Below are 15,061 nucleotides of genomic sequence, written 5' to 3'. Positions count from 1 at the left end.
TCGGCGAACCAGGGAGCGGTCGTCGGCTCAGCTCTGGTCGAGCAAGGTCAAGAGTTCTTCGTTGTAGAAGTCGTCGATGGAGATCGCCCCGGACAGCGTGGAGAAGTACCGGTCGATGTGCTCCTGGTGGCCGACCAGCTTGCGCAGCATGTCGGTGCGGCCCTCGGGCTTGAGTTCGGCGACGTTCAGGGCGCCCTGGTACTGGCTGTGGGCCTCGTTGCCCAGGTTGTTCTCGTAGCGGCGCAGGGCGGACTTCAGGCCGGCCTCGTCGTGCAGCCGCTCCCCGATGAGGTCGGTGAGGGACTGGGCCTGGACGAAGGCCTCGGTGATGCCGCGGGCGGTGATGGAGTCCTTGTGGTTGACCGCGTCGCCGACCAGGACCCAGCCGGGTCCGTAGGCCTTGCGGAAGAAGTTCTCCTGGTGGCCCGTGCCGTACATCTGCTCCTCGCGGCTGCCCGCGCGCATCCGCTCGTACAGGTCGGGGGCGGTGGTGCGGACGGCCTCCAGGTAGGCCGGCTCCACGTTCTTGCGGACCTCGTTGTAGTCGGCCTGCGGGAAGTAGGTCATGATCAGCTTGAGGTCGTCGTTGGTGGGGACGGCGGCGACCCAGCGGCCCGGCCGCTCGTACAGCTCGAAGCTGGAGGGGACCCCGGACCAGTAGCTGTAGTAGACGCAGGTCGCGCGCGGGTGCTCGATGACGTAGGAGGCGCCCGCCTTGCGGGCCACCAGCGAGCGCATGCCGTCGGCGCCGACGACCAGGCGGGCCCGGGCCGTCGCCTCGGCGCCGCCGGGGGTGGTGTAGCGCACCCCGGCGACCCGGTCGTCCTCCCGGAGCAGGTCGCTCACGGCGCAGCCCTCGCGGAACTCCACTCCGGCGGCCACGGCGCCCTCGGCGAGGATCGGGTCGAGCACGTAGCGCCGCGGGGCGTAGGTGGTCGTCAGCCCGTCGATCGGCAGGGAGAACCCGTCGATGCGGACGCCGGGGCCCTCGTAGCGTTCGTGGGTGATCGGCTGGGCGCCCGAGTCGCGGATCCGCTCCAGCAGGCCCCACTTGTTGAGCAGCGCCACGCCCTGCATGTGGATGTAGTGCGAGGACAGGGTGTCCTGCGGGAAGCGGGCCTTCTCCAGGAGCAGGACGCGGTAGCCCCGCCGGGCGAAGAGCATGGCCGTCGGCGATCCCGCGCAGCGGGCACCGATGACGATGACGTCGTAGTCGTCCACGGCGTCCCCCCTCTACCGGTTGGCTTCGATGTAGGCGGAGATCGACGCGACCGTCGGGTTGAGGAACATCTGGTCCATCGGGACCTCGACGCCCAGTTCCTCGATGTAGGCGCCCTGGATCTTGGTCATGATCAGGGACTGGCCGCCCAGGGCGAAGAAGTCGTCGTCGGGGGCTATGTCGTCGCGCTCGAACTCCCGGCACCAGATGGCGCGCACACCGTCGGCAATCATCACTGTCCTCTCGCTTCTGCGTCGACCAGCGCCGCGCGGTCGACCTTTCCGTGCGGGCTCAGCGGGATCCGCGGGACGTTGGTGAACCGGGCCGGCACCATGTTCCGCGGCAGGTTCTCCAGGAGGCGGGCGCGCAGGTCGTCCCCGGCGAGGTCGGCGCCCGCCGGGACGACGAACGCGGCCAGTTCGGCGTCGCCGGAGGCGTCGTAGGTGACCGCGACGGCGGCCTCCCGGACTCCGGCCAGCCGGCCGAGGGCGCGTTCGACGTCGGAGGGGTCGATGCGCATGCCGCGCACCTTCACCTGGGCGTCGATCCGGCCGAGGACGACGAGGTCACCGTCCTCGTTGACGTAGCCGCGGTCGCCCGTGCGGTAGAGCCTGAGCGGTGCCCCGCCGGACTCGACCGTGATGAACTTCTCGTTCTCGGGACCGTCGGCGCCCAGGTAGCCGGCGCCGACGCCGGCACCGGCGATGCAGATCTCGCCCTGCTCCCCCGGGGCGACGCCGCGCAGCCCCTCGTCGAGGAGGTGGATGTCGGTGTTGTGGGCCGGCTTGCCGACCGGCGGGACCTCGTGCTCACCGGGCCGGTGACCGGCGAGGTCGAAGGAGGTCGCGACGTCGGTGCACTCGGCGACGCCGTACTGGTGCAGGAGGGTGCAGGTGTTGCCCTCGCGCCGGGCCCAGTCCGCGAGCCGTTCGGCCTTGAGGGGCTCCCCGCCGAAGAGGACGTAGTCCAGGCGGGTGAGGGCGTCGCCGCCGCGCGCGGTCTCCCAGTCGACCAGCAGGTAGAGGGTGCTGGAGGCGCAGTGCACGGTGCGGACGTCGTTCTCGTTCAGCGTCCGGTAGGCCAGCATGGGGTCGAAGTTCCGGCTGGCCATGAGGTGCTGGGTGGCGCCGCAGAACAGCGGGGTCATCAGGGCGCGCTGGGAGAGGTCGAAGCCGAAGGCGCTGACGACCAGGTTGTGGGAGCCCCGGTCCAGGCCGTACTCGATCCTCAGCCAGTTCATCAGGTTGAACCAGCCCGCGTGCCGGACGGCGGTCAGCTTGGGGGTACCGGTCGAACCGGAGGTGAAGACCGCGTAGCACAGGTCGTCCCCGGTGACCTCGACGTCGGGGGCGGTCGCCGGGAGGGTCTCCAGGTGCCCGGAGAGCTCCTCGAAGCCGACGACGTCCACGGGCGCGGACCCGATCAGCCCGGACGTCGCCGGGGAGGCGACGATCAGGGCGAGGCCGGGGACCCGGTCCAGCAGCAGCCGCAGCCGGGCCGGCGGGTAGGCCGGGTCGAAGGGGACGTAGGCGGCGCCCGCCTTGAGCGTGCCGAGGATCGCGACGAGCAGGTCGGCGGAGTAGTCCAGGCACACGCCGACCTTGGCGCCCCGGCCGGCTCCGCGCGCCGTGAGGTAGTGCGCGAACCGGTTGGCCCGCGCGTCCAGCTCCGCGTAGGTCATCCGCCGGCCGGCACAGGAGACGGCGACGGCGTCGGGGGTGGTCCGCGCGTGCGCCTCGAACTGTCGGTGGACGACGGGCGCCGGGGGCAGGGCGACCCGCTTTCCCTGAAGGATCATCAACTGGCTCCGGTGTGAGAGGTGTCCGGCGGGACGGCCGCCGGGCGCGCCACGGGATCGCCCCGCGCGGCGGTGGTGCGGGACTTTCGCAGCACCCCCTAGGCGGTCTTCCGGTCGGCGGTCTCCAGCAGGCGGGCCACCCACTTGTCCACGGGCAGGCCGTGGGCGGCCGCCGCCCGGGAGAGGTGGTCCAGCTGGTCGGCGGAGAGCTCGATGGTGAGCTTCGTGACCGGGGGGCGCCGCCCGGTGCCGGCCGCACCGGGCAGCCGGGACACCCCGGGCTCCTTCCCGTCCGCGCCCTCGGGGAGGGCGGCCGTGTCGTTCTGCACGGCCAGGCTGGCGCGGACCGCCCTGCGGAGTTCGTTGCGCGACCACTTCTGCTGTTCGGCCTTGCGCAGCCAGTAGTCCTGCTCGGGCGGCGCGAGGCGGGCCACCTCGGCGTGGTGGGCGAAGCTGAGGGCGTCGCGCCTGCGGTGGTGGTCGAACCGGCGGGCCACCCAGGCGTAGTTGCGCAGGGTCTGGTAGTCGAGCCCGGTGCGCTCGATCGCCTCCTTGTAGCGCCGCCACCCGTAGGTGGCCTCGCCGAAGCGGAGCCAGTCGGCGAGCCACCAGGCGGAGGAGTTCCCGAGCTCGCGCAGGTTGGTCCCGATCTGCTCCCAGGACCGCTCCGGCAGGTTCGCCGGGAGGATCATCCCCGACTTGCGCACCTCGGCCTGTGGTCCCACGAAGGACAGGACCACCTCGCTCCGCCCGGCCTCACCGCCGGTGCCGGCCGGCCGGACCCGGTGGCCGCCCGCGGTTCTCGCAGCGCCGCTGACCATCTTCATCCCCCAACTCAGAGTGTCTGCCTGGGCGCCGGCCGGCCACTCGCCCGAGCGAGCGCCGGCGGCACGCGGGTGTGCGGGCCCGCGGCGGCGGGCACCGGCGTCAGTCCGAGGCCATGGCCTCGCGCAGGCTCCGGGGGCGCAGGTCGGTCCAGTTCCGCTCGACGTACTCCAGGCATGCGGCCCGGTCGGCCTCGCCGAAGACGACCCGCCAGCCGGCGGGCACCTCGGCGAACACGGGCCACAGGGAGTGCTGGTCCTCGTCGTTGACCAGGACGTGGAAGCGGCCGTCCCCGTCGTCGAAGGGGTTCGTGCTCACGTGACACTTCCTTAACTGTCATGGGGTGACTCGGGAAGGGGAGGTCGCCGGGGCGTGTGGGGGGAAGCGGAGAGCGCGGGGTCGCCGATCGGCGTCGTGCGACGGGGTGCGGGGCGCTCCGGTTCGAGCGGTGGTGCGGTGCCCCGGCCTTGCGGGCCGGATCGCGGGTGTCGTCGTCTGGGCTGGGCTGCCCGGGTGACCGGCCCGGCTCGGCGCCCACTGTACCCACGGCCCTTTTGAGACACGGTCGAGTCCCGCTCGCGAGGCCGCCGGGGGCCGCCGTCAGGCGCGCGCGCCGCGCCGCCTGAGGATCGTTCGAGGTCCGCCACACCCTCGGCACAGGCCACCTGATGCCCGCGCCCCGCCGGCCGGACGCGGCCCTATGGTGCGAGGGTGCGCGGCCCGATCCGAGGGAGAGAGATGGACAGCACACGTCCTGCCTTGCGCTTGTTCGTCCTGCACCACGCGGGCGGATCGCACCTGCCGTACCGGCACTGGCCGGCCGGGCTGCCGGAGAGCTGGGACGTGCGGCTGCTCGACGCCCCGGGGCACGGCTTCCTCCTCGACCTGCCGCCGTTCACGGACGCGGCCGGGCTCGCCGACTTCCTGCTGAGCTCCATCGAGGCCGAACTCACGTGTCCGTATGCCCTTTTCGGCCACAGTATGGGTGCCCTCGTGGCGTACGAGATCACCCGGCGGGCCGCCGCCCGGGGCCTTCCGCCGCCCGTGTGGATCGGGGTCTCGGCGCGCACCGCGCCGCGGCCCGCGGGGCCGGCGGAGCCGTACCACGAGCTGCCCGGCGCCGAGTTGCGCAGGCGGCTGAACCTGCTGGGCGGCACGCCGGACGGGATCTTCGACGACCCCGAGCTGTGGTCCGTGTTCGAGCCGGTCATCCGGGCCGACCTGCGCCTGGTGGAGGAGTGGCGGCCGGATCCCGGGGCCGGACCGCTGCCGGTGGCGCTGTCCGCGTACGCGGGCGCCGACGACGGGCACGCCTCGCCGGAGCGGATGGCCGGCTGGGCGGCGCACTCGGAGCGCTTCCTGGGCCTGCGGGTCCTCGACGGCGGCCACTTCTACTTCCAGGACGATCCCCGGCCGCTGCTGCGGCGGATCGAACGGGACGCGACCGCGGCGCTCGACGCGGCGGGCGCGGCGCGGCCCTCCTGACCCGTGCGTTGCCGGCCCGTGCGAGGAGAAGACATGCAGTTCCGCATTCTCGGTCTGGTGGAGGTCCGCGACGACGAGGCCGGCCTGCACCTCCTTCCCACGGGTGCCAAGCAGCGCGCGCTGCTGGGGGCCCTGGTGGTGAGGGCCGGGCAGAGCGTCTCCGTGGGCCAGCTCATCGACGAGCTGTGGGGCGAGCGGCCGCCCGCGAACGCGGCGAACGCGCTCCAGGTCCACGTGGGCCGGCTGCGCCGGCTGCTGGCCGGCCCGGACGGCGGCCGCGCCGCCGAGCGGGCGCCGGCGTACCCGCCGTGGATCACGACCACCTCGCGGGGCTACACCCTGCGGCCCTCCCCGGTGGAGACGGACGCCGCCCGCTTCCAGCAGCTCACCGACACGGCCCGGCGGCTCCTGCCGGAGGATCCGGGGCAGGCCGGTGAACTGCTGCGCCGGGCCCTGTCGCTGTGGCGCGGCCCGGCCCTGGAGGGGAGTGTGCTCGGCGGCATCTGCGCGGGCCGGGCCGCCCAGCTGGAGGAGCACCGGCTGACCGCGCTGGAGCTGATGTACGACGCGTACCTGCGCGCCGGGCGGCACGGTGAGATCACCGGCGAGCTGATGGTGCTCACCACGGACCACCCGACGCGGGAGAGGTTCTACGACCTGCTGATGGTCGCCTACTACCGCTGCGGCCGGCAGGCGGAGGCGCTCGGCGTGTACGAACGGGCGCGCAACCGCATGGTGCACGACCTCGGTGTGGAGCCGGGGCCGGTCCTGCGCGGCCTCATGCAGGCGATCCTGCACCACGACCCGGTGCTGGTCACGGCGCCGGGCGCGCTCCCGGGCGCCGCGCCGCGGACCGGGGCGGCGCCCGCGGAGACGGACGGGGCGGTGCTGCCCCTCTTCGAGGAGATCGCCCGGCTCCAGCGCCGCATCGAGGTGCTCCAGCAGGAGCAGAACCAGCTCCTGTGCCGCTTCAACGAGCTGACGGCGGGCACCGCCCGCCCGCTGGCGGCCGGGTCGGCGGCCGTTCCCTAGGGACGCTCAGGGCGTCTGCGGGCAGAACTCGGCGTTGACCAGGGGGAGGATGGTCTCCGCCCCCCAGTTCGCGTTGTAGCTGAACGTGAGCTGGTGGCGGGCGTCCTCGGTGAAGGCGGCCAGGGAGATCCAGCCCACGGCGCCCCCGTCGTGGTACCAGAGGTCGGTGCCGCAGCCCAGGGTGAGCCGTTCGACGCCCAGGCCGTAGGAGGCGCCCGGCCAGTCCGGGTTGTCCACGGTCGTCTTCATCTCCGCCAGCTGCTTCGGCGGCAGCAGGCGGCCGCCCATCAGGGCCGCGTAGAACCGGTTGAGGTCGGCCGTGCTGGAGATGAGGTCGGCGTTGCCCCAGCTCTGCGACGGGTTCGCCTCGGTGACGTCGTCGATCCGGTCGGGCTGGGCGGCGAACAGCCTGGAGTAGCCGCGGCCGCTCGGCTGGGGCAGGCCGACGGCGGTGCCGGGGTGGGAGGTGGCCTTGAGCTCCAGGGGCTCGATGACGCGCTTGCGCACCTCGTACGCGTACGGCGTCCCGGTGACCTTCTCCAGGACCAGGGCGGCCAGCACGTCGTTGGTGTTGGAGTACCAGTGCCGCGCGCCGGGCCGGAAGGGCGGCTCGTGGGCGAGGGCCGTCTTCACGCGCTGCTCGGCCGTCACGGTGTCCAGGCGGTGGGCGAGGTAGCCGTCGCCCGTCAGGTACGTCTGGGCGTACTGCGGGTCGGCGAGGTAGTCGAAGAGCCCGCTGGTGTGGTTGAGGAGCTGGCGCACGGTGATCGCGCGGCCGTCGTTGCCGTTGCCCGTGACCAGGCCGGGCAGGTGGCGGTCCACGGTGTCGTCGAGGCTCAGCCTGCCCTCGGCCTCCAGCTGGAGGAGGACCGTGGCCACGAAGGTGTTGGTCATCCCGCCTATGCGGAACCTGTCGTTCTTGGTGCGCGCGGCCCCCGTCGTCCGGTCGGCCACACCCGCCGCCGTCTTCCACACGCCCGCGTCGTCCCGCGCCTCGGCCGCGACGCCGGGGACACCGGCCGCGACGGCCGCGTCGACCGCGCGCTGGGTCGCCTGGTGGCCGGCCACCGGGCGGGGCTTCTCCCAGGCCGCCCGGGCGGGGCCGGTGAAAGCGGTGGCCATGAGTACGACCGCCGCCGCGGCGATCACTCCGGTTCTCGGTCTTTTCCGCATCCTCATACCCCTCTCCGGAAATTCATCTGGCCAGAAAATACCTGCCCATTGGTTCTTTTCGGGGGCCTGGAGGCCGAATTCCAGACGTATCGGCGGCCGAATCGCGCCCGCAACGGCGGAAGGGGTCGTCCCGTCGACGGGACGACCCCTGTACTCCTCGGCGCGCGGCCGTTCGAACGCTGCTCCGGCAACGCTCCAGCCCGCCCCGCGACAGTTCTCGCCGGTTGTGTACGCCCCTTCTCCTGGAGGCACGATGGCACGTCAGGACGGTCACACCGCGGCGTCGCACGGCGGCACGGCAGCCGGCCCCCCCGGGCCCCCGGCGTGGCAGCCGCAGACCGCGGGGGCCGGGCCGCGCAGGGGCCAGGTGCTGACGACCAAGGTGGGCCTGCAGATGCCGCCCCAGCTGGCCTACGACGAGTGGGAGCGGGCCGGCCACCAGCTCGTCGGCGTCCTCGACTCGTCCTGCTGGTGGCTGGGCGACTGGCTCAAGTACGGCAAGGACCACTACACCGACCGGTACCAGCGCGGGATCCGCGCCGCCGGGCTCTCGTACCAGACCCTGCGCAACTACGCCTGGGTCTCCCGGCGCTTCGAGCTGGCCCGGCGCCGGCCCGCCCTGAGCTTCCAGCACCACGCCGAGCTGGCCTCCATGCCGGCCGGGGAGCAGGAGGTCTGGCTGGACCGCGCCGAGCAGCGGCAGTGGACCACCAAGCAGCTGCGCTCCGCCCTGCGCGCCACGCGCCAGAGCGCGGAGCCGGCCCGGCCGCCCCTGGAGCCGAGCCGCCGCCTGGAGGTGCCGGGCAGCCGCGTGCGGTGGTGGCACAGGGCCGCCGAGCAGGAGGGCGTCGACTTCGAGCAGTGGGTGATGACCACCCTGGACAGCGCGGCCGCGAGCGCGCTGGAGGAGCGCGACGAGCGGGAGCAGCGCAAGGAGGCCGTCAGCGCCTGAGGCCCCGGCGGCAGGTCAGGGCAGTCGGCTCATCAGGCCGGCGGTCTCCCGCTTGTACGTGCACCCGCTGCTCCCGAACGACTCCCGCACCCGTTCGCGCACCTCCTCGGGCTGCTCCTGGCTGAGCTTGAACATGCCCTCGGCCCCGGTCACCGTGAACCGGAAGGCCCCCACGTCGGGGACGATCTTCCTGAAGTAGTCGAGCGACCCCGTCATGTCCCAGCCCTCGCCGAACGCCCCCTCGAAGGCGCGCACGGTGGCCTGCACCACCTCCAGCGTCTCCTCGATCGACTCGATCTTCTCCACGACGCCCCGCACGTGCACCGAGGTGAAGTTCCACGTCGGAGCGGCCGGGCTCTTCCCGTACACCGTGGGTGAGACGTAGGAGTGCGGGCCGGTGAAGGTCAGCAGCAGGAGGCCGCCCGTCCGCAGGGCGTCCCAGTGCGGGTTCGCCCGGTTCATATGGCCGAGCAGCACGGTCCCCGGCAGCTCGCCGGTGGCCTCGCCGGAGGTCCCGGGATCGAGGATGACCGGGAGGTGCGTGGCGAACGGACCGTCCTCGGGGCTGCCGTTGGCCACCGCGAGCGCCATCGGATTACCACGGATCAGGTCCACCATCCACGAACTGTCCGGTTCACGGTAAAAGCTGGGCACGAACACCGGGATTCCCCCTTTCGGCAATTGGATCCTGAAATCTGCGCCGACCATACCGGCGTCCCGCCGACGGGACAACGATTCCCGGTACAGCAGCTCCTGATAAGCCTTCAAACGCTCTTCAGGCAGTTTTCGAGTTGCCTCGGAGCACCCTCCGGGCAACACTTCTGAAAGGTCTCTCGGGCCACCGGCCGAGTTTTTCCAGACGCAAGGGGGAGAAATCCTATGGGCATAACGGGCAGGCGCGACCAAGAGATCTACGACGTGGTCGGCATCGGGTTCGGCCCGTCGAACATGTCGCTCGCGATCGCCTTGAAGGAGCACGGAGCGAGCGCTCCGCAGCATCCGGTCAGGTCCCATTTCTTCGAGCGGCAGCCCACGTTCGGCTGGCACCGGAACATGCTGCTGCCGTCGGCGACCATGCAGATCTCATTCCTCAAGGACCTGGCGACCTTCAGGAACCCGATGTCCCGGTTCAGCTTCATCTCGTACCTGCACGCCTCGAACCGGCTGGTGCAGTTCGTCAACAACCAGAGCTTCATCCCGACCCGGCAGGAATTCCACCAGTACCTGGAGTGGGCGGCCGCCGGCCTGAGCGACCAGGTCACCTACGGGGCCGAGGTCACCTCGATCCGCCCCGTCACCGGACCCGGGGCCCGCACGCCCGACCTGCTGGAGGTGGAGGTCCGCTCCGGCGGCACCGTCAGCACGGTGACCGCCCGCAACGTGGTCGTCTCCACGGGACTGGTGCCGCGCCTGCCGGAGGGCGTGAGCGCCGGCGAGCGGGTGTGGCACAGCTCGGAGTTCCTGAGCCGGTTCAACGCCCAGGACCCGCAGGACCTCAAGCGGGTGGCGGTGGTCGGCGCCGGCCAGAGCGCGGCCGAGGTCACCCGGTTCCTCTACGACTCGCTGCCCCACGCCGAGGTCTCCGCGGTCATCCCCTCGTACGGCTACTCCGTCGCCGACGACACCCCCTTCGCCAACCAGGTGTTCGACCCCGACACGGTCGACGAGTACTACTTCGGCACCGAGGGGGCGCGGGACGCGTTCTGGCGCTACCACCGCAACACCAACTACTCGGTGGTCGACGCCGACGTCATCCGCTCCCTGTACCAGCGCTCGTACGACGAGCAGGTGCGCGGCGTCCAGCGGCTGCACTTCCGCAACCTCACCCGGGTCGACGCGGTCGAGGGCTCCGCCGGCGGGGCGCGGGTGGTCCTGCGCTCGCTGCTCGACGACAGCCGGGAGGAACTGGCCGTGGACGCGCTGGTGTTCGCCAGCGGTTACGACGGTCTGGACCCGGCCCGCCTGCTCGGCGAGGAGTTCGACCGGCACTTCCAGCGCGACGCGGCGGGCCGGCACCGGGTGGAGCGCGACTACCGCCTCGTCGCCACCTCCGGGCTGACCTGCGGGGTCTACCTCCAGGGCGGCACCGAGCACAGCCACGGCCTGACCTCGGCGCTGCTGTCGAACATCGCGATCCGCAGCGGTGAGATCGCCGACTCGATCGTGCTGCGGCGTACCGAGCGGGAGCTGGGGCGCCAGCCGGAGGAGGCGTCCAGGGCCGCCTGAGGGCAACGCCCCGTGGGCGGGTCCGGTGCCGCGGCGGCGGCGCCGGGCCCGCCCGCGGCCGTTTCGGGGCGGCGCCGGGCGGTCAGGCCCTGCCGCCGACGGCGCGCAGCATGCGGTGGTCGGAGACGGCCGGGTCGAGCGGGAGGACCTCGGCCTCGCGCCAGGTGAGGTCGGGGTGGCCGAAGAACACGTAGTCGATCTTCTTCTCGTTGAAGGTGGGCGTGTTCGCGGGGTCGGCCTCGACGAAGCCCGCGTCGTAGAAGGGGGCCGTGGAGTCCGTGTGGGGCGAGTGGTTGAAGTCCCCGGCCAGCAGTACGGGGATCCCCTCGTCGCGCCAGGCCGCGGCCTGCGCGGCGAGCTTGCGGGCCTCGGGGGCGCCGCGGGTGCCGTCGTCCCAGTAGAGGTGCACGGAGCAGGCCCAGCCGGTGAGGCCGTTCACCGCGCCCCGTACGCAGGGCACGCGGATCGGCTCGGACTCGCCGCCGACGGTCAGGTCCAGGTCGGCCGTGGCGTCGACCGGTCCCCGCACCAGGACGGCGTTCCCGTAGGGGTGGCCGCCGCAGACCTTCGGCAGGCCGGAGAGGGTGGGGCCGTAGTGGCCGTGGAAGCCCTGCGGGGCCAGCCGGGCGAGGATCGCGTCGTACTGCGGCTCGCAGACCTCCTGGAGGAAGAGCTGGTCGGCGTTCCAGCCGGCGCCCGACGCCTGGGCCACGACGCTGTCGACGCGTCGGGCGTCGTCGTACGGGGCGGCGGCGCACATGTTGCCGCAGATGTTGTAGGTGACGACGCGCAGGGGCGGCGCCTCGGCGGCGTGGGCGGCCGGGACGGGCAGGGCCGGGGCGAGCAGGAGGAGGAGGGCGGCACGGAGGGGGGCGGCACGGAGGGGGCGCGGAGGGCGGCAGCGCATGGCGGGGCTCCCGGTCGGGCTGACGGCGGGCGGGGCGGGGCAGGGCTGTCACCGTTGAGGTCCCCGGCAGCGGCGCGGCGTACGCGCACCGGCCGGGGCGCGCCCCCCGGCGCGGGGTCAACGGCCGTGCGCCGGGCGGGAGTAGGCGGGGGAGCGCCTGTCGCCCCGGTGGGGGCGTCAGGTAGCTTTCCGGGAACTGATCTCGATCCCATTGGGGCTGACGTGGTGGAGCTGGGCGGGAGCGGGGCCGAGCCGCTGGAGGCGGACGACCCGCGCCGGATCGGGGCGATCGCACTGGCCGGCCGCCTCGGGGCCGGGGGCATGGGCCGGGTGTTCCTGGGGGTCTCGGAGGGCCGGTACGTCGCGGTCAAGCAGCTGCTGGCCTCCGTGGTCGGCGAGGACGAGGACTTCGTACGGCGGTTCGGGCACGAACTGGACAACCTCGCCCGGCTGCCCGCCGAGGCCACCGCGCCGCTGCTCGCGAGCGACCGCACCGCGCGGCCCCCGTGGTTCGCCACCGCCTACGTACCCGGGCTCACCCTCCGCGAGGCCCTGGAGGTGCACGGCGGTCCGCTGCCCGCGCCGTCGCTGTGGCGGCTGCTGCGGGAGACGGCCGCGAGCCTGGCTCCGGTGCACGCCCTGGACATGGTGCACCGGGACCTGAAGCCGTCCAACGTCATGCTGACGCTGGAGGGGCTGACCCTCATCGACTTCGGCGTCGCCCGGGCCGCCGAGCAGAGCCGGCTCACCCGGACCGGGATGGTCGTGGGCACCCCCGCGTACATGGCGCCCGAACAGGCCTCGGGGACACGGGGCCTGAGCGGTGCCACCGACGTGTTCGCGCTGGGGTCCCTCCTCGCGTACGCGGCCTGCGGGCGGCCGCCGTTCGGCGAGGAGTCCGGGCACGGGGTGCTGTACCGGATCGTGCACGAGGAGCCCGGCCTGGAGCCGCTGCGGGAGCTGGACGCGGAGCTCGCCGAGCTGGTCGGGGCCTGCCTCGCCAAGGATCCCGGGGACCGGCCCGGCGCGGCCGAACTCCTGGAACGGGCCTCCCGGCACGTCCCGGACGAGGGCCCCCTGTGGCCGGAGGCCGTCACCGGGCGGCTGGCGGAGCGGGCCGCGTTCGCGGCGCGGGTGCAGGAGATCGACGTACCGACCCTCCCGCTGGGCGGGACGAACGGCGGGACGAACGGCGAGAAGGACGGCGGGAAGGACGGCGGAGACGGCGGGAAGGCGGCCACGGCGCCCGAGCCGGCTCCGCAGGCCTCCGCCGCGCGGACCGAGCCGGCCGGGCGGGCCCGGCGCACCCGCGTGCTGCTCGCCGTCCTCCCCGTGGTCGTGGTCGCCGGCGGTACGACGCTCGCCGTCCAGAACCTGCCGTTCGGCTCCCCCTCGCAGCCGAAGGCGGAGGCGGGGGCCGCGCCCCGGGAGAGCGGTCCGGCCTCCGCCCCGCCGTCCGGCGGCCCCTCGTCCCCGGCCCCGTCCCCGTCACCGTCGGCCCCCTCGCCCTCCGCCTCCGCCCCCTCGGGCGCGCCGTCCCAGCCGGGCGCCCCCTCCCCCGGCGCCCCCGCCGGTACGGGGCAGGGCGCGGCGGGTGCGCCCCAGGGCGGCGGCACCGCCCCCGGCACGGGGACGGGGCCCGGGACGGGCACCGGCCCGGCCCCCGGTACGGGCAACGGCGCGGGCGGGTCCGGCCCCTCGGGCGGGGGCGGGCCCGTGACGGCCGCCCCGCCGCCGCCGCCCGCCTCCGGGGCCGGGCGCTACCGCAACGGGAACAACGGCCAGTGCGTCGTCCAGGTCTTCGGCTCCTCGGCCCCCGGCGACTGCGGGAACTCCTCCGCCCGGTGGACCGTGCGCGCCCGGCCGGACGGCAGTTTCAAGCTGGTCAACGAGGACAGCGGCCAGTGCCTGTACTCCAACGGCCCGAACCAGGCGGTCTTCGTGGGCGACTGCACCCAGGACTTCGGCCGGCTGTGGCGCACGGGGGCGAACGGCACCCTGCGCGACTCCGCCGGGGCCTGCCTCGACCTGGGCTTCGGGGGCGGCCTGGTGACGTCCTCGTGCGACGGCGACGCCTCGCAGCGCTGGACGCGCCAGGCCTGAGGGGCACGCCGGGAGGGGCGGGAAGTGGTTGCGCGGGGCACCGATCGGGTGTTCAAGCGCTTCTGATACCAATTCAAGCCATGAACATGATCACTCGCCGGCAGGCGCTGGGGCTCAGCGCCGGTGTCGCCGCAGCCCTGGGACTGGCCGCCTGCTCGTCCAAGAAGGACCCCGCCGCCGCTCCGGCGGCCGGCCCGTCCGGCGCTGCGGCGGCGTCGGGCGCGCCGATGTCCATACCCACCGGCACCATCGACGAGACGTTCGAGGGCCACCGCATCCAGATCACCGTGGGCCCCGGCGGCCACCACGGCATGCCGATGCCCGTCGTCAAGATCGACGGCAACGACCTGCACATCATGCCCAACGCCGACGGCACCTGGGTCACCGTCGTCAACCACTACGAGACCTTCCCGGACCCCATCTCGGCCGCCCGCGCCGCGGTCCGCGAGCTCCAGGGCGCCGACCTCGTCCCGTTCGTCGCTAAGGAAGCCAAGCTGTGACCGTCCGCAAGAATCAGGCCACCCTCACGCCGGACGAGAAGCGCGCCTTCGTCAACGCGGTGCTCGAACTGAAGCGGACGGGCGTCTACGACCGGTACGTCAACGCCCACAACTGGTACCTGCTGAACGACTCCGACTTCGGCGACCGGATAGGCCACCGCTCCCCGTCCTTCCTGCCCTGGCACCGCCGGTTCCTGCTGGACTTCGAGGCGGCGCTCCAGCGGATCGACCGCAACGTCTCGCTCCCCTACTGGGACTGGACGCAGGACCGTACGGCCAACTCCTCGCTGTGGGCCTCGGACTTCATGGGCGGCACCCGCCGGGGGCGCGACGGCCAGGTGCTCGACGGCCCCTTCGGCGCGCAGGGCGGCAAGTGGGTGCTGTCGGTGGGCGTGGACCGCCGCACCTACCTGCGGCGCGGCCTGGGGTCCGGGACCCCGCAGCTGCCGACGCGGGCGGACGTGGACTCCGTGCTCGCCATACCGGTGTACGACACCGCCCCCTGGAACAGCGCCTCCGGCGGCTTCCGCAACGCCCTGGAGGGCTGGCGGGGCGTCAACCTGCACAACCGCGTGCACATGTGGGTAGGCGGCCAGATGACCTCCGCGGCCTCCCCCAACGACCCCGTGTTCTGGCTGCACCACGCCTTCATCGACAAGCTGTGGGCCGAGTGGCAGGCGAAGAACCCGAAGTCGGGCTACCTGCCGGCCAACCGGACGCCGAACGTGGTCGACCTGCGGTCCGTACTGAGCCCGTGGAACAACGTGACCCCGGCCGACATGCTCGACCACCACAAGTTCTACACGTTCGACACGGAGAACGGCGCGCAGCGGTACTGAGG

General features: G+C 73.2%; 15 protein-coding genes. 7 read left to right on the top strand and 8 right to left on the bottom strand.

The window, feature by feature from the left end; all coding sequences use genetic code 11:
- Nucleotides 1-27: 27 nt before the first annotated feature.
- From ABT403_RS14855 to ABT403_RS14835, 5 genes are all read right to left on the bottom strand, one after another.
- Nucleotides 28-1,221: an NAD(P)/FAD-dependent oxidoreductase gene (locus ABT403_RS14855; RefSeq protein ID WP_344161212.1), complete on the bottom strand. Its 1,194-nt coding sequence runs from the start codon at nt 1,219-1,221 to the stop codon at nt 28-30.
- Nucleotides 1,222-1,233: 12 nt separating this feature from the next.
- Nucleotides 1,234-1,452 (bottom strand): phosphopantetheine-binding protein, encoded by a 219-nt coding sequence (locus ABT403_RS14850; RefSeq protein WP_344161215.1) that lies wholly within the window; start codon nt 1,450-1,452, stop codon nt 1,234-1,236.
- On the bottom strand, nt 1,452-3,017 hold the full coding sequence (locus ABT403_RS14845) for an amino acid adenylation domain-containing protein (protein ID WP_344161218.1): 1,566 nt from the start codon (nt 3,015-3,017) through the stop codon (nt 1,452-1,454). Before ABT403_RS14845 ends, ABT403_RS14850 begins: the two co-directional genes overlap by 1 nt.
- A gap of 98 nt (nt 3,018-3,115) precedes the next feature.
- Nucleotides 3,116-3,844 carry an LmbU family transcriptional regulator gene (locus tag ABT403_RS14840; RefSeq protein ID WP_344161221.1) on the bottom strand — a complete coding sequence of 243 codons (729 nt, stop codon included), beginning with the start codon at nt 3,842-3,844 and terminating at the stop codon, nt 3,116-3,118.
- A 100-nt stretch (nt 3,845-3,944) separates the two neighbouring features.
- A complete protein-coding gene (locus tag ABT403_RS14835) occupies nt 3,945-4,160 on the bottom strand; it encodes an MbtH family protein (protein WP_344161224.1) in 216 nt (71 codons plus the stop codon).
- Between the two features lie 420 nt (nt 4,161-4,580).
- Between ABT403_RS14835 and ABT403_RS14830 the strand changes: the two genes are divergently transcribed.
- The gene (locus tag ABT403_RS14830) at nt 4,581-5,327 is read left to right on the top strand and encodes a thioesterase II family protein (protein ID WP_344161227.1); all 747 of its coding nucleotides are present in this window, start codon (nt 4,581-4,583) and stop codon (nt 5,325-5,327) included.
- A 33-nt stretch (nt 5,328-5,360) separates the two neighbouring features.
- Nucleotides 5,361-6,359 (top strand): AfsR/SARP family transcriptional regulator, encoded by a 999-nt coding sequence (locus tag ABT403_RS14825; protein ID WP_344161230.1) that lies wholly within the window; start codon nt 5,361-5,363, stop codon nt 6,357-6,359.
- Between the two features lie 6 nt (nt 6,360-6,365).
- On the opposite strand, the gene ABT403_RS14820 is transcribed toward ABT403_RS14825, so the two are convergent.
- Nucleotides 6,366-7,481 carry a serine hydrolase domain-containing protein gene (locus ABT403_RS14820; protein ID WP_344161233.1) on the bottom strand — a complete coding sequence of 372 codons (1,116 nt, stop codon included), beginning with the start codon at nt 7,479-7,481 and terminating at the stop codon, nt 6,366-6,368.
- A gap of 418 nt (nt 7,482-7,899) precedes the next feature.
- Here ABT403_RS14820 and ABT403_RS14815 point away from each other — a divergent pair, with 418 nt between their 5' ends.
- A complete protein-coding gene (locus ABT403_RS14815) occupies nt 7,900-8,484 on the top strand; it encodes an LmbU family transcriptional regulator (RefSeq protein WP_351649009.1) in 585 nt (194 codons plus the stop codon).
- Nucleotides 8,485-8,499: 15 nt separating this feature from the next.
- Here the strand turns inward: ABT403_RS14815 and ABT403_RS14810 are convergent, their stop codons facing one another.
- On the bottom strand, nt 8,500-9,192 hold the full coding sequence (locus ABT403_RS14810) for an FMN-binding negative transcriptional regulator (RefSeq protein WP_344161239.1): 693 nt from the start codon (nt 9,190-9,192) through the stop codon (nt 8,500-8,502).
- 171 nt (nt 9,193-9,363) lie between these two features.
- On the opposite strand from ABT403_RS14810, the gene ABT403_RS14805 reads away from it, so the two are divergent.
- Nucleotides 9,364-10,710, top strand: coding sequence for a lysine N(6)-hydroxylase/L-ornithine N(5)-oxygenase family protein (locus ABT403_RS14805; protein ID WP_344161242.1), 1,347 nt, complete (start codon nt 9,364-9,366; stop codon nt 10,708-10,710).
- An 82-nt stretch (nt 10,711-10,792) separates the two neighbouring features.
- On the opposite strand, the gene ABT403_RS14800 is transcribed toward ABT403_RS14805, so the two are convergent.
- Nucleotides 10,793-11,617, bottom strand: coding sequence for an endonuclease/exonuclease/phosphatase family protein (locus ABT403_RS14800; RefSeq protein ID WP_344161244.1), 825 nt, complete (start codon nt 11,615-11,617; stop codon nt 10,793-10,795).
- 222 nt (nt 11,618-11,839) lie between these two features.
- On the opposite strand from ABT403_RS14800, the gene ABT403_RS14795 reads away from it, so the two are divergent.
- The 3 genes from ABT403_RS14795 to melC2 all read left to right on the top strand — a co-directional run bounded on the left by ABT403_RS14795 (nt 11,840) and on the right by melC2 (nt 15,059).
- Nucleotides 11,840-13,720 carry a serine/threonine-protein kinase gene (locus ABT403_RS14795; RefSeq protein ID WP_344161248.1) on the top strand — a complete coding sequence of 627 codons (1,881 nt, stop codon included), beginning with the start codon at nt 11,840-11,842 and terminating at the stop codon, nt 13,718-13,720.
- 80 nt (nt 13,721-13,800) lie between these two features.
- Entirely contained in the window at nt 13,801-14,220 is a 420-nt protein-coding gene (gene melC1 / locus ABT403_RS14790; RefSeq protein WP_344161251.1) for an apotyrosinase chaperone MelC1, read from the top strand.
- Nucleotides 14,217-15,059, top strand: coding sequence for a tyrosinase MelC2 (gene melC2 / locus ABT403_RS14785; RefSeq protein ID WP_344161254.1), 843 nt, complete (start codon nt 14,217-14,219; stop codon nt 15,057-15,059). Before melC1 ends, melC2 begins: the two co-directional genes overlap by 4 nt.
- The last annotated feature ends 2 nt before the right edge of the window (nt 15,060-15,061 follow it).

The sequence above is a fragment of the Streptomyces sp. NPDC000075 genome (genome assembly GCF_040301925.1).
In the GTDB taxonomy this organism is placed as follows: domain Bacteria; phylum Actinomycetota; class Actinomycetes; order Streptomycetales; family Streptomycetaceae; genus Streptomyces; species Streptomyces polychromogenes.
The sequence above is the reverse complement of the archived record's forward strand: the minus strand, read 5'-3'. Positions and strand labels throughout refer to the sequence as shown.

Excerpts from the sequence above, each read along its gene's own strand:
- ABT403_RS14850 (WP_344161215.1), bottom strand. The coding sequence starts at position 1,452 with ATGATTGCCGACGGTGTGCGCGCCATCTGGTGCCGGGAGTTCGAGCGC.
- ABT403_RS14845 (WP_344161218.1), bottom strand. The coding sequence starts at position 3,017 with ATGATCCTTCAGGGAAAGCGGGTCGCCCTGCCCCCGGCGCCCGTCGTC.
- ABT403_RS14840 (WP_344161221.1), bottom strand. The coding sequence starts at position 3,844 with ATGAAGATGGTCAGCGGCGCTGCGAGAACCGCGGGCGGCCACCGGGTC.
- ABT403_RS14830 (WP_344161227.1), top strand. The coding sequence starts at position 4,581 with ATGGACAGCACACGTCCTGCCTTGCGCTTGTTCGTCCTGCACCACGCG.
- ABT403_RS14825 (WP_344161230.1), top strand. The coding sequence starts at position 5,361 with ATGCAGTTCCGCATTCTCGGTCTGGTGGAGGTCCGCGACGACGAGGCC.
- ABT403_RS14820 (WP_344161233.1), bottom strand. The coding sequence starts at position 7,481 with ATGGCCACCGCTTTCACCGGCCCCGCCCGGGCGGCCTGGGAGAAGCCC.
- ABT403_RS14810 (WP_344161239.1), bottom strand. The coding sequence starts at position 9,192 with ATGGTCGGCGCAGATTTCAGGATCCAATTGCCGAAAGGGGGAATCCCG.
- ABT403_RS14805 (WP_344161242.1), top strand. The coding sequence starts at position 9,364 with ATGGGCATAACGGGCAGGCGCGACCAAGAGATCTACGACGTGGTCGGC.
- ABT403_RS14800 (WP_344161244.1), bottom strand. The coding sequence starts at position 11,617 with ATGCGCTGCCGCCCTCCGCGCCCCCTCCGTGCCGCCCCCCTCCGTGCC.
- melC1 (WP_344161251.1), top strand. The coding sequence starts at position 13,801 with ATGAACATGATCACTCGCCGGCAGGCGCTGGGGCTCAGCGCCGGTGTC.